This window comes from Nonomuraea sp. 3-1Str (assembly GCF_031570565.1).
Lineage (GTDB): Bacteria > Actinomycetota > Actinomycetes > Streptosporangiales > Streptosporangiaceae > Nonomuraea.
Map to the genome: position 1 here is coordinate 348,422 of NZ_JALHBK010000001.1, position 20,815 is coordinate 369,236.

The window sequence follows — 20,815 nt, forward strand, 5'->3', positions numbered from 1 at the left end:
GGTTCGGACCGTGGCATCCTGCGATCATGGATCCCCTCTCGGTCGAAGGGGCGTGGCTGCACACGCCACGTGTCCACGCCGACCTCCGCGGCTCGTTCTTCGAGGCTTTCCGTACGGCCGGGCTGCCGCACCCCATGGAGGCCGCGCAGGTCAACTGCTCGGTCTCGCACCGGGGCGTGGTCCGTGGCGTGCACTTCGCGGCCGTGCCGCCGGGCCAGGCCAAGTACGTGATGTGCGTGGCGGGCGCCGTGCTGGACGTGGTGGTGGACCTGCGGGTCGGCTCGCCCGGGTTCGGCCGCTGGGACGCGGTGCGGATGGACGACGAGACGCCGCGGGCCATGCTCATCGCCGAGGGGCTCGGCCACGCGTTCATGGCGCTGAGCGAGCGGGCCACGGTCGTCTACCTGTGCTCGCAGCCGTACAACCCGGGCGGCGAGCACGGCGTCCACCCGTTCGACCCCGCGCTGGGGATCGCCTGGCCGGAGGGCGTGGAGCCGGTGCTGTCGGACAAGGACGCGGCGGCGCCCACCCTCGGCGAGGCGCGCGCGGCGGGACTGCTGCCCGGCTACGAGGAGTGCGTGAAGTTCTACGCCGCGCCGCACTGAGGCCCCGCCTCCCCCACCCTGGCCGGGAGCCGCGGCGGCTCCCCGGCCAGCGCGGGCCACGCCGCGCGCAGCGCCTCCCGCCACGGGCGGATCGGCGCGCACCTGGTGTGGGCGAGCACGCTGTTGCCCGGCCGCGCCGCCGGACGCCGGTACGCGCTGCTCGGGACGGGGCGCACCAGACCGGGATCGGCCCCGCACAGGGCGTAGACCTCACGGGCCAGGCCCCACCAGGTGGTCTCGCCCGCGCTGGTGCCGTGGTAGACGCCCGGAGGCAGGCCGGACCGGACGAGCCGCAGCACGAAGGCGGCCAGGTCGGCGGCCCACGTGGGCTGGCCGCGCTGGTCGTCCACCACGTCGGCGGCCGTGCCCGCGCGGGCCAGCCGGGTCATGGTGCGCACGAAGTTGGGGCCGGCGGCGCCGTACAGCCAGGCGGTGCGCACGACGTGGTGGCCGTGCTCCAGCGCGGCCAGCTCCCCGGCGAGCTTCGTGCGGCCGTAGGCGTTCAGCGGGCGCGTCGGGGCGTCCTCCCGGTACGGCTCGCGGCTGGTGCCGTCGAAGACGTAGTCGGTGGAGATCTGCACCAGCCGCGCCCCGGCCGCCGAGCACGCCTCGGCGAGCGTGGCCACCGCGTGGCCGTTGACCGCCAGCGCCTCGGCCTCGTGCGTCTCGGCGTCGTCCACGGCGGTCCACCCCGCGCAGTTGACCACCACGCCGGGGCGGCGGGCCGCCACCGTGTCCCGCACCGCGCGCCGGTCGGTCACGTCCAGCTCGGAGCGGCCCAGCAGCAGCGCCGGCTCGCCCGACGCCACGACGGCGCGCAGCACGTCGGCGGCCAGCATGCCGCCGCCCGTGATCAGCCACCTCACGCGCTCTCCCCCCGCAGGATCGGCTCCCACCAGTCGCGGTGGGCGGCGTACCACGCGACGGTGTCCTTGAGCCCCTGGTCGAACGGGACGCGCGGGCGGTAGCCGAGGGCCCGCAGCCGCGTGTCGTCCAGGGAATAGCGGCGGTCGTGGCCCTTGCGGTCCTCGACGTGCTCGACCAGGTCCCAGCCGGCGCCGCACGCCTCCAGCAGGCGCCCGGTCAGCTCCCGGTTGGTCAGCTCGGCGGTGCCCGCGATGTGGTAGACCTCGCCCGGCTCGCCCTTCGCGGCCACGACGTCGATGCCGGCGCAGTGGTCGTCGGCGTGGATCCAGTCGCGGACGTTCAGGCCGTCGCCGTAGAGCGGGACCTTCCGGCCGCGCAGCAGGTTCGTGACGAACAGCGGGATGATCTTCTCGGGGTACTGCCGGGGGCCGTAGTTGTTGCCGCACCGGGTGATCGACACGTGCAAACCGTGGGTGACCGCGTACGAGCGGGCGATCAGGTCGCCGCCCGCCTTGGACGCCGCGTACGGGGAGCGCGGCTGGAGCGGCGCGGACTCGTCCCAGGAGCCGCTGTCGATGGTGCCGTACACCTCGTCGGTCGAGACCTGCACGACCCGGGGGACTCCGGCGTCGAGGCACGCCTGCATGAGCGTCTGCGTGCCGAGCACGTTGGTGCGGACGAACTCGGCGGCGCCCTCGATCGAGCGGTCCACGTGCGACTCGGCGGCGAAGTTCACCACCAGGTCGTGGCCCGGCACCACCTCGGCGAGCAGCCCCGCGTCGCACACGTCGCCGTGGACGAACGTGTGCCGGACGCCGTCGAGGTTGGCGCGGCGGCCCGCGTAGGTGAGCTTGTCCAGCACGGTCACGTCGTCCCGGTCGTGCGACCGGACGAAGTGCGAGCCGATGAAACCGGCGCCGCCGGTGACGAGGATTCTCATTGGCTGATCTGCACCTTGCTGTGATCGCCCAGCACGAGGCGGTGGGCTCGGGGAGAGGCGGACGCCGGTGTCACCTCGACGTCGTGGCCGATGAGCGACGACTCGATGCGGCTGACGCCCCGGATGGAGCTGCGGGGCAGCACGATCGAGTACTCGATCTCGGCGCGCGCGATCACGCAGTCCGCCCCGATGGAGGTGAACGGGCCGACGTAGCCGTCCTCGACGCGGGCGCCCGGTCCGATGACGGCCGGGCCCACGACGCGGGAGCGTGTCACCACGGCGCCCGGCTCGACGACGACCCGGCCGATCAGCTCGCTGGCCTCGTCCACCGAGCCGCTCACCCGGGGCTCCAGCGACTCCAGGACCAGGCGGTTGACCTCCAGCATGTCCACGACGTTGCCGGTGTCCTTCCAGTAGCCGGAGATCACCGTGGACTCCACCGGCAGGCCGGCCTCGATCAGCCACTGGATCGCGTCGGTGATCTCCAGCTCGCCCCGCCAGGACGGCTTGAGCTCCGCCACCGCCTCGTGGACGGCCGGGGTGAACAGGTAGACGCCGACCAGCGCGAGGTCGCTCTTGGGCCGGACGGGCTTCTCCTCCAGCCCCACGACGCGGCCCCGCTCGTCCAGCTCTGCGACGCCGAACTGGCGCGGGTCGCTGACCTTGGTGAGCATGATCTGGGCGGCGGGCCGCTCGCGGGCGAACCGGCGCACGATGCCGTCGATGCCGCCGACGATGAAGTTGTCGCCGAGGTACATGACGAAGTCGTCGTCGCCCAGGTAGTCGCGGGCGACGAGCACGCCGTGGGCCAGGCCGAGCGGCGCCTCCTGGCGCAGGTAGGTCACCTCCAGCCCGAACGCCGAGCCGTCGCCGACGGCCGCCTCGATCTCCGCCTGGGTGTCGCCGACGACCAGGCCCACCTCCCGGATGCCGGTGTCCGCGATCGCCTCCAGGCCGTAGAAGAGCACGGGCTTGTTGGCGACGGGGACGAGCTGCTTGGCGGAGGTGTGGGTGATGGGCCTGAGCCGGGTGCCCGCCCCTCCGGCGAGCACGAGTGCTTTCACCTCTAGTAAGCCCCTTCTCCGCGGGTGACGACGGACCATGTCTTCCACAGGATCTGCAGGTCGAGGACGAGTGACCAGTTCTCCACGTAGCGCAGATCGAGGCGGACGGATTCCTCCCAGGTCAGGTCGGAACGTCCGCTGACCTGCCAGAGCCCGGTCATGCCGGGCTTGACGACGAGGCGGCGGCGCACGTCCGCGCCGTACTGCGCGACCTCCTCGGGCAGCGGCGGGCGCGGGCCGACGAGGGACATCTCGCCGCGGACCACGTTGACCAGTTGCGGGAGCTCGTCGATGGAGTATCGGCGCAGGAAGGCGCCCACGCGGGTGATCCTTGGATCGTTCCGCATCTTGAACAGCACGCCGTCCAGCTCGTTGTCCTGGATGAGGGTGTCCTTGAGCCGCTCCGCATCCACCACCATTGTCCGAAATTTCACGACCTGGAACTCTTGGCCGCCTCTGCCGACGCGGGTCTGGTAGAACAGCGCCGGCCCGGGGCTCGTGAGGCGGACCAGCAGCACGACGGCCCACAGCGGCACCGCCATGAGCAGCAGCGCCAGCCCCGCCACGCACCGGTCGAACACGCTCTTGACCACCTGCTTGGCGCCGTCGAACTCGGGGTGCTCCACGTGCAGCAGCGGCATCCCGGCCACGGGCCTGATGCTGATGCGCGGCCCGGCCACGTCCATCAGCGCCGGCGCCACGAACAGGTCGGTGCGCTCGGTCTCCAGGCTCCACGCCAGCCTGCGGAGCGCCACGCCGTCCATCTCGGGGCACGCCAGCACCGCCACCGCGTCGGCCCGCACCCGCGCCGCGACCTCCGACACCTCGCCGAAGGACCCCAGCACGGGAATCCCTTCGAGGTCGTCGTCCATGCGATCGAGCGGTAGGCACGCTCCAACGACCCGCATGCCATGGTACGGCTGGCCCCTGAACTGCATCACCAGGTCGAGAATCGCTTCACGGTGACCGACCGCGACGACCTGGCGCAGGTATTCGCCGACCGCGCGACGACGGTGCAAACGTTTGCGCATTCTGTAGCGGAAGTAAAGCGTGGACAGCAGCGCGAGCGGCAGCATCGCCATGACGAAACTCCGCGCGACCACCGTTTGCGTGGCGTAGGCCCCGATGGCCACGGACGCCATCAAAGTGGCTCCGCCGTTGAATACCGCCCTGAACTCCTCCATTCCCTCGCCGTGCGCGCGCTCCCGGTACGCGCCGCCCATCAGCAGCACGACCGGCCAGACCACGACCAGCCCGGCGCCGAGCGCGTACTCGGCGACCGGGACGAACGCGCCGTACAGCAGCCGGACACCCAGCACGCAGACGCACGCGACCAGCGCGCACGCGGCGTCACCACCCCACAGGACCCGCAGGTACGCCCGCGTCCAGATGCTCGACGCGTGGTGTGGAACGGCCTCGAGGAGCGCGACATCGGACTCCCCAACCCCCACCCTCATAACACCACCCTGGCAACTCTGTGCACCGCATTTGCCTGAACGTTCTCCGAACGCTTCCTGATGACATGTCTCGTTGGACAGATCAAAGGGCGGCGACCCCCACTAAAGAGTAAAGATCAATTCCTTAGCGGGGAATAACGACATATGTCCACAAGTGGACGCCGGTCGAGGTGTTCGAGGGGTTGACGGAGCGATCAGTCCGTGTTCGTGCGTCGTACGTGAATTACGCCGGTCAGCGGTTTAAAACGGCAATGACGATGGAATTACGGGCCGGGCAGAGATGGGTGGTCTGGGCGGAGACCGGCACATCCGCGAACTTCGCGGCGATGTTGCACATCCAAGCTCCTGTGACTCTTGTTGCGGGTGACCCGCCGCGGATCGGGGACTACTGGCTGGCCGGGCGACTGGGCGCGGGCGGCCAGGGCGTGGTCTACGAGGCATACGACAGCGCCGGACTCCGGGTGGCCATCAAGATGCTGCACGGCTCCGACGTGGGTCTCCTGCAGCGCGAGGCCACCGCCGCCCAGCGGATCTCCTCCTTCTGCACGGCACGCCTGATCGACGCTGACCTCACCGGGCCCCGGCCGTACCTGGTCAGCGAGTACGTGGAAGGGCCCAGCCTGGGCGCGGCCGTACGCGGGGGCAGGGTGTTCACCCCGGGCGACCTGCACCGGCTCGCGACCGGCGTCGCCACCGCGCTGACCGCCATCCACGACGCGGGCGTGATCCATCGCGACATGAAGCCGGACAACGTGCTGCTCGGCCCCGACGGGCCCCGGGTGATCGACTTCGGGCTCGCGCGCACGCTGGAGATGTCGCTGACCGCGACCGGGCTGATCTCCGGGACTCCCACCTACATGGCGCCCGAGGTGTTCACGGGCGAGCGGGCGGGGGCTCCCGCGGACGTGTTCGCGTGGGGCGGGATCATGCTGTTCGCCGCGACCGGCAAGGACCCGTTCAAGGCGGAGACGCTCGGCGCGGTCATGCACCAGGTCATGTCGGTCGAGCCCGACCTCACCTGCCTGCCGGAGCAGCTCCGCCCGCTGGTCCACGCCGCGCTGCGCAAGGACCCCCTGCAGAGGCCGACGGCCCGCGCCCTGCTGCTGGCGCTGATCCGCGGCGACGGGCGGCTCGACACGGCCCGGCTGCTCGCGGAGGGCGGCCGGGCGTCGCATCTCGCCACGCAGGCGCACGACCCGGGCCTCGGCCCGCTCGCCGAGGAGGCCTACGGCCTGCTCAGCCCCGCCGATCGGGAGCTGGCCGCGCAGGTGTTCCTGCGCCTGGTCACGGTGGACGAGGACGGCGAGCTGTCCCTGCGGCGGGCCCGCCTGAGCGAGTTCCCGGAGGCGCGGGGCGTGCTGCGGGTGTTCGCCTACCTCCTGGAGGTCGACGGCGACGAGGTGCGGCTGACCCGGCCGGCCCTGCCGCACGCCTGGCCCCGGCTGCGCGACTGGATCGAGGCCAACCGGGACGGCCTCGCCGTCCACCGCGACATCCTGAGCGCCGCCCGGCGGTGGGACGACGGCGGCCGGCGGGACGGCGACCTGCTCGCCGGGCGCTCGCTGGAGAACGCGCTGCAGTGGGCGGCCACCGGCCGGCGGGACATCACGCTGATCCGCTTCGAGCGCGACTTCCTGGACGCGGGGGCCGCGCTGGGCCGCCGCAGGGCCCGCCGGACCCGGATGGTGTCGCTGGCCATGGCCGTGCTCCTGGTGGTCTCGCTGGCCGCGACGGGAGTGGCGGTCTGGCAGAGCCGGGTGGCCAACGACCGGTTCCGCATGTCCGAGGCGGCCAGGATCGCGGCCGCCGCCGGGACCATCCGCGCCACCGACCCGCGCCTCGGCGACCTGCTCAGCGTCGCCGCCTGGCGGCTCGACCCGACCCCGCAGACCCGCAAGGCCATGAACGACTCCCTCGCCAAGCGCGAGACCGCCATGTTCCAGGACCCGGTGACCGGCCCGGACACGCTCCGCACGCTCAGCGCCGACAGCAGGATCCTGGTCAGCGTCGGCGACGGCGAGGCCCGGCTGTGGGACGTGGTCCGCCGCGCCCAGGTCAAGAAACTGAAGCTGGACGTCACGGGCACGCCGATCGACGTGGCGCTGAGCCCGTCCGGCGCGGTGCTCGCGATCCTGACCGGCAAGGGCGCGTACGCCTGGGACGTGAAGACCGGCAAGGCGAGGGGCGCCTGGCGGTTCGACAAGCCCATCGGCGGCGACGATTCTGACGGGGCGGCCATCAGGTTCGGCACGGTCGACCGCTATGTCATGGTGCGCGGGGCGAGCGCCGACGACACCCTCTGGGACCTGAAGACCGGCCGGGACGCGAAGATCCCCGGTGTCTGGGGCGGCGCGATGACGCCCGACGGGTCGGCGATCTTCATGCAGTACCGCGACACCAAGACGATCGGCAGATTCGCGCTGCCCGGTATGAAGCTCACCGGTACGAGACCGGCGCAGGAACCGTGCAAGTACTGCCCCGGTCCGCTCGCGGTCACCAAGAAGGGCTGGCTGCTGGAGGTGCTGCCGGGCTGGCGACTCGGCGCGGCCGATCTGGCGGACCAGGAGAACTTCACCACCACCGCAGTGATCGACATCGGCCCCACCGCCTGGAACCGGGGACGCGTGGTCCTCAGCCACGACGACAAGCTGCTCGCCTCGGCGACGGAGAAGCAGATCCAGCTCTGGGGCGGCGGAACGCTCCTGACCACGCTCACCGTCGGCTCCGCGTCCGACGTCACCGAGTGGGCGGCCGAGGCGATGTCGCCGCAGCCGAGATTCGACCCCGGCGGGAAGGTGCTGCGCTACCTCAGTGAGGACCGCGTGTTCTCCCTCGACATCTCGGCGCTGACCGGACCGGCCGACGCCGAGGCCACCACGATGGCGATCAGCCCGGACGGCACGCTGAGCGTGGAGAACCGCGGCGGCGAACGGGGCTACAACGCCTACGTGCGCGGTGCCAAGGGGCGCGACCTGCTGCTGCGCGGCGGTCTCGACGGTCAGTTCAACCTCACCGGTGCCGCCTTCAGCCCGGACGGCAAGATGATCGCCCTGAGCAGTTTCGAGATCTCCGAAGAGGGGGCCGACGACGTCACGAACACGACCCGCCTGCGGATCCACGACACCGCCACCCGGAAGGAGATCAAACGACTCACCCTGAGCGACGTCGGCGAAGGGTTCCTGCTGGGCTTCAGCCCCGACGGCAGCAAGGTCGCGGTACAGCTCTCCCTGTCTGACGACTCGACGAAGTCCACGCTCCAGCTGTGGGACTGGAAGGCGGGCCGCGCCCTGTGGTCGGCCAAGCTGACCAGGCTGACGAACGTCGCCTTCAGCCCCGACGGATCCCGGCTCGCCGTGCTGGCGCAGGAGCCCCGCCTGCTGGACACCGCCACCGGGAAGCCCGCCGGCGCCGGCCTGCGCGCCGGCGGTCGCACGACCAGCCTGGCCTACGCCGCGTTCACCCGGGCCGGAGACCTCGTCACGGCGGACAACCACGGGCGCCTCACGGTCTGGAACGGGGACGGCTCGCCCCGGACGGTCATCAGAGGCACGGCCGGCAGGCCTGGGGCGCAGCTCGCCGTGTCGCCGAAGGAGGATCTGGCCGCCGTGGTGGGCGCCGACGGCAAGGCGCGCCTCTACGACCTGGCTCGCGGCCAGTCCGTCGGCGCGCTGCTGGACGACGATCGAGGGAGTGTCCAGCAGGTGGCCTTCACCCCCGACGGCACCCGTCTGATCACCTTCGACCAGGACGGCCTCCGGCACGAGTATCCCGTCGCGCCCTTGGCCGTGGCGGAGGCACTGTGCGCCCGCTTCGACCGGACGCTCACCGAGCAGGAGTGGACGGCCAGCCTTCCGGACGTCGCACCGGTGCAGGTCTGCGGGGCGCGTTAGTCGTACTCCAGGTCCGGCAGTGTGGACGGCGGGTCGGGGCTGCGCCAGACGACCACGGCCCCGTCCCGCGCCGACTCGCCGGCGTGCTGGAGCCGCTCAAGGTCGAAGTCCGGCAGGTAACGCAGGCGGGCGAGGAACGTCGCGTCGGTGGCCGACCTCGGCACCACACAGCCCTCGCCGTCGCGGGCGAGCAGGATGTACAGGACCTCGGTGTCCGTCTCGGCGGCGACGCGGACCTCGACGACGTCCTCCCAGGCGAGAGCTTCGACGCTTCCGTCGGCGTAGTGACGGGTCACGCCCTCCTCCGTGACGTACACGTAGGAGTCCGGCATCGCGTTGCCGTGCATGGCCGCGATTCTCGCGAGTCGGAGGGGCGTACCGCAAGGGCTCGCGCCCGGCCTCAGCTTCGGGACGGTCCTCGTTCGGCGGGATCGACGCCCCACGTGTGCCCGAGATGGGCGGCCACCGCGGCCCGTGCCGCCTCCACCGGGCCGTCCGCGATCGTGTCCAGCAGCTCCCGGTGCTCGCGCACGAGCACCTCGCGGTCCTCGTAGACCTCGCGCAGCCGGACCAGCCCCAGCCTGGTCTCCGCGGCCAGCGCGCCGTACAGGCGCTCCAGGCGCGGGCTGCCCACCGCCACGATCAGCGCCCCGTGCAACGCCATGTGCTCGGCCACGGTGTCGGACCAGGGCGCCTCGGCGGGCAGCGCCTCCAGGCGGGCCAGCGCCGCGTCGGCCTCCGGGACCCGCCGCCCGGCCACGGCCGTGGCCATCAGGTCCTCCAGCGGGCGGCGCACGTACATGAGGTCGTCGAGGTCGGCCGGCGTCACCTCGGGGACGTACGCGCTGCGGTTGCGCTCGCGGCGCAGCAGGCCCTCGTGGACGAGCGTGGCCAGCGCCTCGCGGACCGTGGGCCTGGCCACGCCGTAGGTGGCGGCGATCTCCTGCTCGGGCAGGGGCGTGCCCGGCGCGACCTCACCGGACAGCACCCGGCGGCGCAGCTCGCCGGCCAGGGCGTCGACGGCGGACACGGGTCTGAGGGGCGATGTCACGGCTGAGACTCTAACGCCCCGCCCTCTCGGGGACGGCCCGCTCGGCCGGGCCGGGCGCGGCAGACCGCTCCGGAACGGCCACGACGGCCAGGCTGACCGCCAGCAGGGCGAGCCCCGCCACCGACACCGGGGCCAGCCGCTCGTGCAGCACCACGAGGCCGAGCAGGGCGGCGACCGCGGGCTCGGCCAGGGCCAGCGTGGCGGCCGTGGCCACCGGCGTGCTCCGCAGGCCCCTGCCGTACAGGAAGTAGGACAGCGCCGTGGAGGCGAGCCCCAGGTAGAGGGCGGCGAGCAGGGCGCGCGGCTCGGCCAGCCACTCCACGCCGCGCCAGAGCAGCACCGGCAGCATGATCACGGCCGCGCCGCCGAAGAGCACGCCCATCACCGCCCCGGACGGCGCGCCCCGGGAGATGGCGCGGGCGGCGGTGACGGCGTAGAAGGCGTAGATGAGGCCGCCCAGCAGCGCGATCAGGACCCCGGACACCATCTGGCCGCCGTGCCCGCCGGCTTCCGCGCCGCCGCCGACGATCAGCGCGGCGCACCCGGCGATCGCCGCCGCCGTGGCCACCGCCCAGCGCCCGCTCGGCCGTTCGCGGTGCAGCGCCCACGACAGCAGCCCGGTGAAGACCGGCCCGCTGCCGATCGCCACCACCGTGCCGACGGCCACGCCCGTGCGGCCGACCGCCGCGAAGAAGCAGAGCTGGTACGCGGCCACCGCGGCGGCGGCGAGCAGCGTGCCGGGGCTCACCGCCCGCCGCAGGCCCTTGCCCGCGAAGAGGGCGAGGACGGCGCCGCCGATGACCAGGCGGGCCGCGGCCAGGGCGACCGAGTCGGCGGAGACGAGCAGGCCCGCGGTGCCGGCCGTGCCCCAGAGCACGGAGGCGCCCACGACTGCCAGAGGTCCGTTCTTCATGGACGTCATTGTCTGACAATCAGACAATCTCGTCCAGTTGGATCAGCCGGGCGTCACACGAGCTCGTCCAGGAGCCGGTCGATGAGCCGGGCGGCGCAGGAGACCAGCTCGGCCGCGTAGTCGTCCAGGACGGCGACGCCGTCGCCGATGCTCTCGGCCGTACGGGGCGGCAGGGTGAGCAGCGCCTCGCCCTCGACCGAGGCGGCGCCGTCCACCCGGAACGCCCCGTCGTCGGCGGCGATGGAGACCGTGAAGCTCACCTCGCGGCCGTCGGGCAGGGTGAACGCGGTGCCCGCGCGGGCGCCGGCGGGCGGGAAGAAGTAGGAGAAGGGCACGCTGCGGACGAAGGGGTGATGTAAGTCGGCGAGGCTCACCGCCGCCCGGCTCATGGCCGCCAGCAGACCGGCCGCCGCCAGGCTCTCGCTGTCCACACCCCGAGGGTAGATCACCCTCACGACCACCCGCCAGCCGCCTTCCGCCGCACCTGTCCCGGCTGTCTCAGCCGCTGTCCCAGTCGGTGTCTCAGTCGGTGTCTCAGCCGCTGTCTCAGTCGGTGTCTCAGTCGGTGGCCAGGCGCGCGTGGCGCTCGACGTCGTAGCGGACCCCGTCGTAGCGCAGCTTGCCCCGCTCGATCCCCTCGGCGAGGAAGCCGGCCTTGGTCGCCACCCGGCACGAGGCGGGGTTGTCGACGCGATGCCCCAGCTCCAGCCGGAAGAGCCCCCGCTCCCGGAACGCCCACCGCGCCAGCTCCTCCACCGCCGCCGACGCGACGCCCCGGCCGCGCGCCTCGCGCACCGTCCAGTAGGAGACCCAGCCGTTGGCGTGGTCGTCGATGCGGGCGACGGCCACGTTGCCGACGACGCGCCCGTCGAGCGTCACCGCGAACGCGTGCCCCACCCCGTCCCACGCCGCGATCCACCCGAGCGCGTCCCGCACCGTGACGACCGGCCAGGGCGCCTGCCGGGACAGCTCGGGGTCCTGGAAGGCGGCCAGCACGGCCGGGGCGTCGTCCGCACGCCACTCGCGCAGCCGGATGTTCGTTATCAGCATTGATGCCAGATTATCGCCCGATCTGGTGGGCGTCCTCGAAGGCCGTCACGAGCTGCTTGGGAGCGGTCAGGCACCACGCCTCGGCGACCAGCTCGAACAGCTCGTCGTAGTCGATCCGGTCCAGCCGGATCACCACCCACCCGAACCGCCCGGCGGTGAACTGCGGCTCGAACACCTCGGGCCGCTCGGTCACCAGCGCGATCTGCTCCTCGACGGTCGCCTTGACGCCCACGGTCTCGGTCTCCTCCCACAGGTAGCCGAAGCCCTTGCCCCGGACCTTGAGGCTGACCCAGGTGGCCATGCGGTCCATGCGGACCTCGGGCAGACCCTCCACCAGCTTGAGGAACTCTTCGACGCTCACACCCATGGCCCCTGTGTACCAGCCGCCACCGACAGAACGGGTGTCCGGTTCATGACGAGATCACATCGGACAGGTGATCCACTCTCTGGTCCGCTTTTCCCCAGGTCGGCAGGGTAGAGGGCATGACGAACCCCTTCACCCGCCGTCCGGGCGGGACGCCGGGCGCCCACGTGCCGCTCGCCCTCTGCGCCGCCGCCATGGCCGTCCTGGCGCTGGCCGCCGCCACCGGACTGGCCGTCGACGGGCGGACCGTGCTGGGCGAGCCCGTCTGGCTCAAGCCGTTCAAGTTCGCGCTGTCGTTCGCCCTGTACGCCGGGACGCTGTCCTGGATGATCGGCCAGGCCCGGCGGTGGCGGCGGACCCTGTGGTGGCTCGGCACGGTGGCCGCCGCCGGGTTCGTGCTGCCCGAGATCTCGGCCATCACGTTCCAGGCGGGGCGGGGGATGCGCAGCCACTTCAACTTCGAGACGGGGCTCGACTCGACCGTCTTCGCCGTCATGGGCGGGGCGGCGTACCTGGGCTGGCTGATGACGTTCGCCATGGGCGTGTTCCTGCTGTGGCAGAAGCGGACCCTGGAGCGGCCGATGGCCTGGGCGGTGCCGCTCGGGATCGCCGTGTCCCTGGCCGGCATGTCCGTCGGCTACCTCATGACCGCCCCGACCCCGGAGCAGGCCCAGGCCCTGGACGCCGGCCTCAAGCTGGCCACGATCGGCGCGCACAGCGTGGGCGCCCCCGACGCGGGCGCCGGGATGCCGCTGACCGGCTGGGAGACGGGCGCCGGCGACCTGCGGGTGGGCCACTTCGTCGGCCTGCACGCCCTCCAGGCGCTGCCGCTGGTCGCGGTGGGCCTGCGCCTGCTCGCCCGCCGGGTGACCGTCCTGCGCGACCTCACCGTACGGACGGCGCTGGTCGTCGTGGCGGCCATCGGGTACGGCGGGCTCACCTGGCTGCTGGTCTGGCAGGCGCAGCGCGGCCAGGCTCTGACCAGCCCGGACGCGACGACGCTGACCGCTGCCGCGACCCTGCTCGGGGCGGTGGCGCTGGCCGCCGCCGGTGTCCTCCTCGCCGCGTCGCGCCGCGCGCCGGCCCGTACACCGGTCGCCGCCACCCGATGACGTGGGCGGCCTGCGCGTCACGGCAGCAGCAGCCCCCAGTACAGCCCCCACGGAACGAGCACCAGGCCACCGGCCAGCAGCACCGCCAGCCGTACCCGCTCGCCTCCCGCGACGTCCCCGCGCCCCCGCCACCACGCCAGCCCGGTGACGGCGGCGGCCACCACGCAGGCCACCGCGAGTGCCTGGAGCGCCAGCCACGCCACCGGCCGGCCCGCCAGGAGCGGCCCCGGGCTCGCCAGCTTGGCCCCCGTCATCACCGCGTACATCAGGTACCCGAACGACCCGAGCACCACGGTCAGCCCGCCCGCACTGAGCACCCGCGCCGCCGCGCTCACCGGTGCGCCGGTTCGTCCCCGGACCCGCCGGACCAGCGCCACCACCGGATACCCGGCGAACGCCACCAGCATCACCACCAGCGCCGCGAGCTGCACGTCGGCCGACTCCCACCAGTCCACCGGCGGGACCGGCACGGTCGGCACGGCCTGCACCGGCGCCGGACCCGACGTGCTCGTGGCGGGCGCCCGGCCGGAGGTCGCGTCGGCCACCCAGGCTCCGACCAGGTCCGCGTAGCCGGGGGCCAGCTCGGGCAGCCGGGTGACGCCGCGGTCGGGGGTCCGGTGGGCGGCGTGGTCGGCGTCGGCGAAGTACCGGACCGTGACGTGGTCGTTGCCGCCGCGCCGCAGCGCCTCGGCGAAGCCCCGCGCGCTCTCCCGGGCCGGGGTCAGCAGGTCGTGGACGCCCCAGACGGCGAGCACCGGCCGGCGCACCGCGGCGATGGTCGGAGCCGGGTCGTAGTACGGCTCGGGGAACAGGTCACCGTCGGCCAGCACCCGGTACAGATCGGGCTCCGTGCGGTCCACCAGCCGTCCCGACATCCCGGCGGCCCTCATGCCCGCGTGCACCGCCCACGTCTGCTGGACCAGCGGCTGCTGGCTGTTGCCGCCGACGACCACGACGAACGCGACGGCCCGGGAGCGGGCGGCGGCCATCGGCGCCACCCAGCCGCCCTCGCTGAGGCCCCAGACACCCACCTTCGCCGGATCGACGCCCGGCTGCCGGCGCAGCTCCGCCACGCCCCCCAGCGCGTCCCGGGCGAGCTGCGCGTACGAGCGCTCGAACAGCGAGTAGCCCACGGACCGCTTGTCGTAGACCAGCACCGACAGCCCCCTGCGGGCGAACTCGACGGCCTCGCCCATGAGCTTGGTCCGCGGCGTCCCCGTGCCGGCTCCGTGAATCAGCACGATGCCCGGCCGCCCGTCGCCGCCCTGGGCGGGTGACAGGACGGTGCCGTGCATGACCAGCCCCCCGTCACCGCGGAAGCTCACGTCCACCGCCTTCAGGTCCCCGGGCACGGCCGGCGCGGGCTCGTCGTCGCGTACGGCCGCCGCCCACGCACCGGGAGCGGCGAGCAGACACCACAGGAGGGCGGCCAGCCCGGCCACCAGAACTCGTCTCATGTCCGCCGACCATACTCTGCAGAGAGTTCTCGGCAAACAGACCTCGGCAGAAATCCCTCTGCAGGACTAGACTCGTCCTCATGACGGATGAGGCCGCCACCCCCGAGTCCTTCCTCCTCGACGACCCGGCTCGGCTCAAGGCCCTGGCCCACCCCATGCGCCGCCTCATGCTGCGCCACCTCGGCGTCCACGGGCCGGCCACCTCGACCACGCTCGGCGAGCTGCTCGGCGCCAAGACCGGCACGACCAGCTACCACCTGCGCCAGCTGGAGAAGTACGGCTTCATCGAGGAGATCCCGGAGCGCTCGACCGGCAGGGAGCGCTGGTGGCGCAAGGCCCCGGCGCCGCGCGACATGCGCCTGCCCACGCCCGACCGGCTGGCGCCGGAGGACCGCCCGATCCTGGCCGAGTTCCACCGCCTCGGCCTGGAGGAGGACCTGCGCCTCCTGGAGGGTCTCCCCCACCTGTACGAGCGCGACCCGGAGCACGTGAAGTCGTCACGAGGGCTGGGCTGGATGACGGACGAGGAGTTCGAGGCGTTCTTCGAGGCGTACATGCGGCTCCTGCTCCAGCACAGCCGCCCCCGGACCGAGGCCCCACCCGGCGCCCGCCCCATGTACCTCCGCCTCTACGCCTTCCCCGCCGACGACCCCGAGTAGATCCTGCTGCGCCGCGCGTACGATCCGAACGTCGAGCCGGCGGGGTCACCGCCGACATCGCTCAAAGCTCGGGCTCCGTGTCGTCACGCGCGGGCAGGTCCGCCGGCTCGATCTGGCCGCGCATCAGCTCGACGGCGCGCGAGACCGTGATGCCGCCCTTGAGATAGGCCTGGACCACCGCGTGCGCGTACGCGGGAGGAACGCGGACCCTCTCCAGGTCCGGCTGCGGCGCCCACCCGACCGCCTCCATCAACTCGGCACGCGTGGGATTGCGCTGGCGCAACTCCTTGGCCGTCGCCTTGTCGATGACACCGGCCGCGACCGCCTGCCTCAGCGTGAGCGACCAGGAGGTCCGGTAATGGGCGGCCAGTACGACCAGCCGCTCCCGGGGCGCTCCCTCCCGTGCCTCGAAACGCGCCAGCAACACCTGGGCCGGAAGCAACAGCTCCGCCGCGAACGCCTCGACCACGATCTCCCTGTCGCCACGGGAGGTGTGGACGCTCACGTCACTGGAGTACTCGTCACCCACGACGAGGTGTCCGAGCTCGTGCGCGGCCGTGGCGCGACGGCGCCCGGGATCTCCCTGGTCGCTGACGACCGCCACAGCGATCTCGTCCTCGACCAGCGAGGCGCCCTCGCCCGGCACCTCCACGACCGCCACGAGCTGTCCGAGCGCTTCGCACACGCTCATCAGGGAACTGATCGGCTCAGCACCCAGATCGATCTTTTGCCGGGCCCACAAGGCCGCCTTGCGCGCGTCTGCGATATCGGTGATCCGGCCCGGAAATCGCGCTATCGGAGGCGGTGTGAATTCTCCGCTCTCCATGAGCTGGCGGACATCGGCGAGCCAGGTCGTGAGCGCGAACTCCATTCGATACGACTGCCGCGTGCCGTCGGCGGCGCCGTCCTCGGCCAGTTCGGCACGGCGGGACACCACGGCGGGAGCAGGGGTCAGGAAATGGCTCAACGGGACTTTGAGCACCGTGGACAGTTTGGCCAATTCCAGCGCGTCGACGCGGCGCACACCCAGCTCGATCTTGGCGATCATGGTGCGGTCCAGGCGAAGCGCCGATGCCAGCTGTTCCTGTGACATATCGGCCGCGATGCGACATTCGCGCACGCGTTCCCCTATCTCGGCCCAGCCTCCCGGATCCTTCATGGTGCGATATTCGCACATCCGTAGCGGCCAAGGGAGACCCCCGGCGCATCCGGAAGTAATCGTTACCTCTCAGGAAAGCGCCTTTACCGGATGTCGCCGTGCTGTCCCGCCATGACGCATTGCCCCTGATACCCAAGAGATAGGGGGATGCTTTGTGGCGTTTGTCCAGTTATGGTGACCGCAGTACAGGCGGCGTCAGGCGGGAGGACAAGCGTGCCCATCTTCCTGGCCCGCCTGCTGGCCCGGCTCGGCATGCTCGGGACCTGGTGGACCCCGGTGCTCGTCTTCGCGGCGGTGTTCCTGACGAGCTGGCCGCTGATGGCGCTCGCGGAGCCGGCGGGCAGCGAGATCGTGGCGCCGGCCAACTACTGGTGGTACTTCGTCGTCACCGCCTCGACCGTGGGCTACGGCGACCTGTACCCGGAGACGGCCGGCGGCCACGCGGTGGGCGTGTACGTCATCGCCGGCGGCATCGCGACCTTGACGACCGTCTTCACCAGGTTCGCGGCGGCTCTGGAACGGGCCAAGGGACGAAGGATGCGAGGTGCCGTCACCGTGGACATGTCCGGCCACATCGTGCTGCTCGGCTACACCCCCGGCCGTACCGAGCAGATGGTGGACGAGCTGACGGCCGACGGTTCGAGCCGCATCGTGCTGTGCGCGTGGGACGACGTCCCGACGCATCCGATGCCGGACCGCGAGGTGACGTTCGTGCGCGGCGACCTGACCGACGACGGCGTGCTGCGCCGGGCCGGCGTCGACCGGGCGTACAGCGTGCTCGTGGACGCGCGTGACGACAACGAGGCGCTGGCGATCGCGATCACCGCCGACCACGTCGCGCACGGGGCGCACCTCGTCGTCGCGCTGCGGGACGTCGGCAGGGTCAGGCAGCTGCGGTACGTCCGGGAGACGCTGCGCTGCGTCCAGTGGCACAGCCCGTACATGATCACCGAGGAGCTGCGCGACCCGGGCCTCAGCGAGGTCTACACCCAGCTCATGACCCACGGCGACGCCGAGACGTACTCCGTGCGGCTGCCCGAGTCCCTCGGGCCGGTGCTGGTGGACCGCTGCCAGATCGCGCTCGGCCGCCGGTGCGGCGCCACGCTGCTCGCCGCCCGGAGCGGTGACGAGCTGCTGGTGAACCCCGGCTGGCAGACCCAGCTGCCGGCGGGCTCCGTGCTGTACTACGTGGGCTCCCACCGCCTCACCCGCGAGGAGCTCACCGCCGCCCTGCACGCGGAGGATTCACGTACGGACAGATGAGTATGATCGGCCCGATCTGCACCTTTTCAGGTAACCCCCCGGCGGAGGATACGTGGCCATCGACGACCCATCCGGCAAGCACGGCGGCCCGGACGCTCACGAGGCGGCTCCGCCCGCGGGCCTGACGCACGAGCGCGTGGGGATGTTCACCGACGCGGTCTTCGCCATCGCCATGACGCTGCTCGCCATCGAGCTCCCCCGCCCCGAGGGCGAGGCCGCGGAGCCCCACGGGGACCGGCTGGCCATGGCCGCCGAGCTCTGGCAGTACCTCAGCCAGCATTCCGGGACGTTCCTGGCGTTCTTCATCGCGTTCATGATGTTGTGGACGGCCTGGCGGCAGCACCACCGGCTGTTCGACCGGATCACGTACCTGTCGCGCGGCATGATGCTGCTCCACCTGCCGATGCTGATCTTCGTGGCCCTGCTGCCGTACCCGACCGCGCTCATCGGCGACAACTCCGCCAACCCGCTGTCCGTCACCCTCTTCGCCGGCTCCGAGGCGGTCCTGCTGCTGTGCCAGGCCGCCCTGATCACCTCGGCGCTGCGCGGCCCCATCAAGGCCGGCACGGACATACGGCGGCTCCGCGTCCTCGCCGTCTCCCTGTGGGCGGTCGGCGGATTCTGGCTGCTCACGGCGGCTCTGACGTGGGTGATGGAGAACGTGCCGCTGCTCTGGCTGCTGACACCGGTGGTGGCGGTGGCCGCCGTCCGCGTCGGCCGCCGCCTCGTCCCGGAGCCCGCCGGTACGGCCTGACACCCTGCCGATCGGAGCGACATGATCCACCACGTCCAGCTCGCCTGCCCGCCCGGAAGCGAGCAGGCGCTGCGCGACTTCTACGAGGGTGTCCTCGGCCTGACCGAGATCCCCAAGCCCCCGGTCCTGGCGGCACGCGGCGGCTGCTGGTTCCGCGGCCACGGCATCGAGCTGCACCTCGGCGTCGAGACCGACTTCCGGCCGGCCCGCAAGGCCCACCCCGGCCTGCTCGTCTCAGGCCTCGACGAGTGGGCCGGCCGCCTACGCCGGGCCGGGTACCCGGTCACGTTCGACGACGACTTCCCCGGCATGCGGCGCTTCTACAGCGAGGACCCGCACGGCAACCGCCTGGAGTTTCTGGAGCCCCTCGGCCCGTGACGCGCCCGAATCCCGCCGGCCAGGAGCCGGCGCCCCTGTGAGCATGGCGCCCATGACGCTTTCGGTGAACGATGTGACCAAAGACGACGCCTGGGCGGTGATGGAGCGCTTCTACGCCGCGGAGACCGCGTACGTGGCGGCCGGCGGGTACGGCAAGGCCCGCTACGACGAGGTCGCCGCCCACCTGGACCCCGAGGTCGTCCTGCACCAGGCGCCCGGTCTGCCCTTCACGGGGACGGGGACGTGGCGCGGCCATGACGGCATGGAGCGCTTCCTGGCGGCCTTCAGCGACGTCTGGGAGTCGATGGAGTTCCTGGAGCAGGAGCACTGGGGCGACGGGGACACGGTCGTGGTGCGCAACCGGGTGCGGTTCCGTGCCCGCGCCACCGGCCAGGACGTGGAGACGGAGATCCTGCAGCTCATCCGGGTACGGGACGGGCGCATGCTCGAATGCCGTCCCTTCTACTGGGACCCGTCGGCCGTCACCCGGGCGTGCACTCCGCCTTCGTCCACCTCGGCCTAGGAGCTCGGCCCAGGCGTTCCGCGCCCTGTGGGACGAGCACCACGTGGCCGTCGCGACGCACCGCGACTACGTCCTGGACCATCCGATCGTGGGTGAGCTGCGGCTGTCGGCCGAGCTCGTCGCCCTGCACGGCGACCCGGAACTGCAGGGCATGGACATGTTCGCCGCCGAGGCGGGCTCTGAGTCGGGGGCCAAACTCCGCCACCTGACCGCCACCGCCACCCGCACCCCGTCCACCCCCGCCGCACGCCCCTGACCGAGGGCCTTGTCGCGTTTCCTCCAGAGCTTGCCCGCCGCCAGGTCGAGATAGTAGACACGCCCGTTCAAGGAGTCGCGGACCAGGAAGGGGCCCTGCTTCGACCAGCCGACGCCGAGGAAGTCGTCGTCGGGGAACTCGGGACTGACGCTCGACATGCGTTCGCCGGTCTCTGGGTCGAAGGTCTCGACGCGCTCCTCGCGGCCTCGGACGACCACGAACCGCCGTCCGTCCGGCCGCAGATGGTACGTGTCCTCGACGGAAGAGACCGGGAGTTTCCCGAGGGGGAGGCTCATCCGCGTCTTCCCCCGGTGGTCGAGAACGAGAACCCGCGATGCCGTCGTGACCACGATCCCGCTCTCGTTGATGTCATGAACCTTCTCGGCCCCGGCGACCGGCAGGGTGGTCCAGGTCCGGGTGTCGATGATCTGCGCGCCGTCCCTGGCCAGGGCCACGTACCTGCTCTGGCGGATGAAGGTCGGCGTGGGCACGGCGGTGTCCGCCAGAGGGCCGGTGAGGGGGTGGACGCCCCGGGCGTCCTGGTACAGCATGCGGCGATCGTGCCTGCCGAGATAGACGACGGCCTTCTTGTCGGCGCTGCGCACGAACGGGGCCTGCTCGGGTGCTCTGCCATTTCTGACGATGTACGGCGCGGCCTGCGGAAACGGCTGTCCGTTCACCTGCCACGACCGGCAGGGGACGTCCATCAGGTCGTTCCACGGACAGGTGGGCCGCTTGTATTTCTCCACGGTCGCGAAATCGACCGTCTGCTCGGGAAAGGTGCTGGGCATCGTGTACTCGGGCAGTGCGCGCCGTGGTGATTGGCCGGGGGTGAGCAAGGCGCCGGACAGCACGATCGCCGTTCCCGCCAGGTAGAGGTTCCGTGCCGACCAACGACCGATGGCGGACTCGGCCGAGGCCGCCTCCTCCGCTCTTTCGGAATCCGGCCCCGCATCCGCTTTCCGGACGGCCCAAATCACGACAAGCATGACGACGGCATGGGCCAGAAATGCTGAGGTGACGCCCCGATCCATCAGCAGATAACCACCCGCC

The 20,815-nt window shown here is 72.0% G+C and carries 21 protein-coding genes; 9 read left to right on the forward strand and 12 right to left on the reverse strand.

Translation table 11 applies throughout. The features are described 5' to 3' along the window. Window positions 1-26 precede the first annotated feature (26 nt). Window positions 27-605 (forward strand): dTDP-4-dehydrorhamnose 3,5-epimerase, encoded by a 579-nt coding sequence (locus MTP10_RS01890; protein ID WP_310707172.1) that lies wholly within the window; start codon window positions 27-29, stop codon window positions 603-605. Here the strand turns inward: MTP10_RS01890 and rfbD are convergent. Genes rfbD through MTP10_RS01910 form a run of 4 tightly spaced genes read right to left on the reverse strand, consistent with a single transcriptional unit; the run spans window position 587 to window position 4,933 of the window. After that, window positions 587-1,471: a dTDP-4-dehydrorhamnose reductase gene (rfbD, locus tag MTP10_RS01895; RefSeq protein WP_310707173.1), complete on the reverse strand. Its 885-nt coding sequence runs from the start codon at window positions 1,469-1,471 to the stop codon at window positions 587-589. The two genes, MTP10_RS01890 and rfbD, sit on opposite strands and share 19 nt — an antisense overlap. After that, a complete protein-coding gene (rfbB, locus tag MTP10_RS01900; RefSeq protein WP_310707174.1) occupies window positions 1,468-2,412 on the reverse strand; it encodes a dTDP-glucose 4,6-dehydratase in 945 nt (314 codons plus the stop codon). The genes rfbD and rfbB overlap by 4 nt, the downstream gene beginning before the upstream one ends. Next, window positions 2,409-3,476, reverse strand: coding sequence for a glucose-1-phosphate thymidylyltransferase (locus MTP10_RS01905; RefSeq protein WP_310707175.1), 1,068 nt, complete (start codon window positions 3,474-3,476; stop codon window positions 2,409-2,411). The genes rfbB and MTP10_RS01905 overlap by 4 nt, the downstream gene beginning before the upstream one ends. Window positions 3,477-3,478: 2 nt before the next feature. Next, window positions 3,479-4,933, reverse strand: coding sequence for a sugar transferase (locus MTP10_RS01910; RefSeq protein ID WP_310707176.1), 1,455 nt, complete (start codon window positions 4,931-4,933; stop codon window positions 3,479-3,481). A 347-nt stretch (window positions 4,934-5,280) separates the two neighbouring features. On the opposite strand from MTP10_RS01910, the gene MTP10_RS01915 reads away from it, so the two are divergent. Next, on the forward strand, window positions 5,281-8,823 hold the full coding sequence (locus MTP10_RS01915) for a protein kinase domain-containing protein (protein ID WP_310707177.1): 3,543 nt from the start codon (window positions 5,281-5,283) through the stop codon (window positions 8,821-8,823). On the opposite strand, the gene MTP10_RS01920 is transcribed toward MTP10_RS01915, so the two are convergent. The 6 genes from MTP10_RS01920 to MTP10_RS01945 form a co-directional block, all read right to left on the reverse strand. Continuing rightward, window positions 8,820-9,170 (reverse strand): hypothetical protein, encoded by a 351-nt coding sequence (locus MTP10_RS01920; RefSeq protein ID WP_310707178.1) that lies wholly within the window; start codon window positions 9,168-9,170, stop codon window positions 8,820-8,822. The genes MTP10_RS01915 and MTP10_RS01920 overlap by 4 nt on opposite strands. A 53-nt stretch (window positions 9,171-9,223) precedes the next feature. After that, window positions 9,224-9,874 (reverse strand): GntR family transcriptional regulator, encoded by a 651-nt coding sequence (locus MTP10_RS01925; protein WP_310707179.1) that lies wholly within the window; start codon window positions 9,872-9,874, stop codon window positions 9,224-9,226. Window positions 9,875-9,884: 10 nt separating this feature from the next. Next, window positions 9,885-10,787, reverse strand: coding sequence for an EamA family transporter (locus MTP10_RS01930; RefSeq protein ID WP_310707180.1), 903 nt, complete (start codon window positions 10,785-10,787; stop codon window positions 9,885-9,887). A gap of 53 nt (window positions 10,788-10,840) precedes the next feature. Then, the gene (locus tag MTP10_RS01935; RefSeq protein WP_310707181.1) at window positions 10,841-11,218 is read right to left on the reverse strand and encodes a hypothetical protein; all 378 of its coding nucleotides are present in this window, start codon (window positions 11,216-11,218) and stop codon (window positions 10,841-10,843) included. A gap of 127 nt (window positions 11,219-11,345) precedes the next feature. Further along, on the reverse strand, window positions 11,346-11,837 hold the full coding sequence (locus tag MTP10_RS01940; RefSeq protein ID WP_310707182.1) for a GNAT family protein: 492 nt from the start codon (window positions 11,835-11,837) through the stop codon (window positions 11,346-11,348). Between the two features lie 10 nt (window positions 11,838-11,847). Further along, window positions 11,848-12,204 carry an MmcQ/YjbR family DNA-binding protein gene (locus MTP10_RS01945; protein ID WP_310707183.1) on the reverse strand — a complete coding sequence of 119 codons (357 nt, stop codon included), beginning with the start codon at window positions 12,202-12,204 and terminating at the stop codon, window positions 11,848-11,850. Window positions 12,205-12,320: 116 nt separating this feature from the next. Here MTP10_RS01945 and MTP10_RS01950 point away from each other — a divergent pair, with 116 nt between their 5' ends. Beyond that, on the forward strand, window positions 12,321-13,313 hold the full coding sequence (locus MTP10_RS01950) for a hypothetical protein (protein ID WP_310707184.1): 993 nt from the start codon (window positions 12,321-12,323) through the stop codon (window positions 13,311-13,313). Between the two features lie 17 nt (window positions 13,314-13,330). On the opposite strand, the gene MTP10_RS01955 is transcribed toward MTP10_RS01950, so the two are convergent. Further along, window positions 13,331-14,770, reverse strand: a complete 1,440-nt coding sequence (locus MTP10_RS01955) for a prolyl oligopeptidase family serine peptidase (protein ID WP_310707185.1) — start codon at window positions 14,768-14,770, stop codon at window positions 13,331-13,333. 80 nt (window positions 14,771-14,850) lie between these two features. On the opposite strand from MTP10_RS01955, the gene MTP10_RS01960 reads away from it, so the two are divergent. After that, complete coding sequence (locus MTP10_RS01960; protein ID WP_310707186.1) at window positions 14,851-15,429, forward strand: helix-turn-helix domain-containing protein; 579 nt, start codon at window positions 14,851-14,853, stop codon at window positions 15,427-15,429. Window positions 15,430-15,490: 61 nt separating this feature from the next. On the opposite strand, the gene MTP10_RS01965 is transcribed toward MTP10_RS01960, so the two are convergent. Then, window positions 15,491-16,588 carry an XRE family transcriptional regulator gene (locus MTP10_RS01965; protein WP_310707187.1) on the reverse strand — a complete coding sequence of 366 codons (1,098 nt, stop codon included), beginning with the start codon at window positions 16,586-16,588 and terminating at the stop codon, window positions 15,491-15,493. A gap of 213 nt (window positions 16,589-16,801) precedes the next feature. Here MTP10_RS01965 and MTP10_RS01970 point away from each other — a divergent pair, with 213 nt between their 5' ends. Genes MTP10_RS01970 through MTP10_RS41880 form a run of 5 tightly spaced genes read left to right on the forward strand, consistent with a single transcriptional unit; the run spans window position 16,802 to window position 19,762 of the window. Further along, window positions 16,802-17,851 (forward strand): ion channel, encoded by a 1,050-nt coding sequence (locus tag MTP10_RS01970; RefSeq protein WP_310707188.1) that lies wholly within the window; start codon window positions 16,802-16,804, stop codon window positions 17,849-17,851. A 52-nt stretch (window positions 17,852-17,903) separates the two neighbouring features. After that, complete coding sequence (locus MTP10_RS01975) at window positions 17,904-18,605, forward strand: TMEM175 family protein (protein WP_310707189.1); 702 nt, start codon at window positions 17,904-17,906, stop codon at window positions 18,603-18,605. A gap of 21 nt (window positions 18,606-18,626) precedes the next feature. After that, window positions 18,627-18,983: a VOC family protein gene (locus MTP10_RS01980; protein WP_310707190.1), complete on the forward strand. Its 357-nt coding sequence runs from the start codon at window positions 18,627-18,629 to the stop codon at window positions 18,981-18,983. 52 nt (window positions 18,984-19,035) lie between these two features. After that, window positions 19,036-19,506: a nuclear transport factor 2 family protein gene (locus tag MTP10_RS01985; RefSeq protein WP_310707191.1), complete on the forward strand. Its 471-nt coding sequence runs from the start codon at window positions 19,036-19,038 to the stop codon at window positions 19,504-19,506. A gap of 43 nt (window positions 19,507-19,549) precedes the next feature. Continuing rightward, window positions 19,550-19,762, forward strand: coding sequence for a hypothetical protein (locus tag MTP10_RS41880; RefSeq protein ID WP_397334407.1), 213 nt, complete (start codon window positions 19,550-19,552; stop codon window positions 19,760-19,762). Window positions 19,763-20,815 lie beyond the last annotated feature (1,053 nt).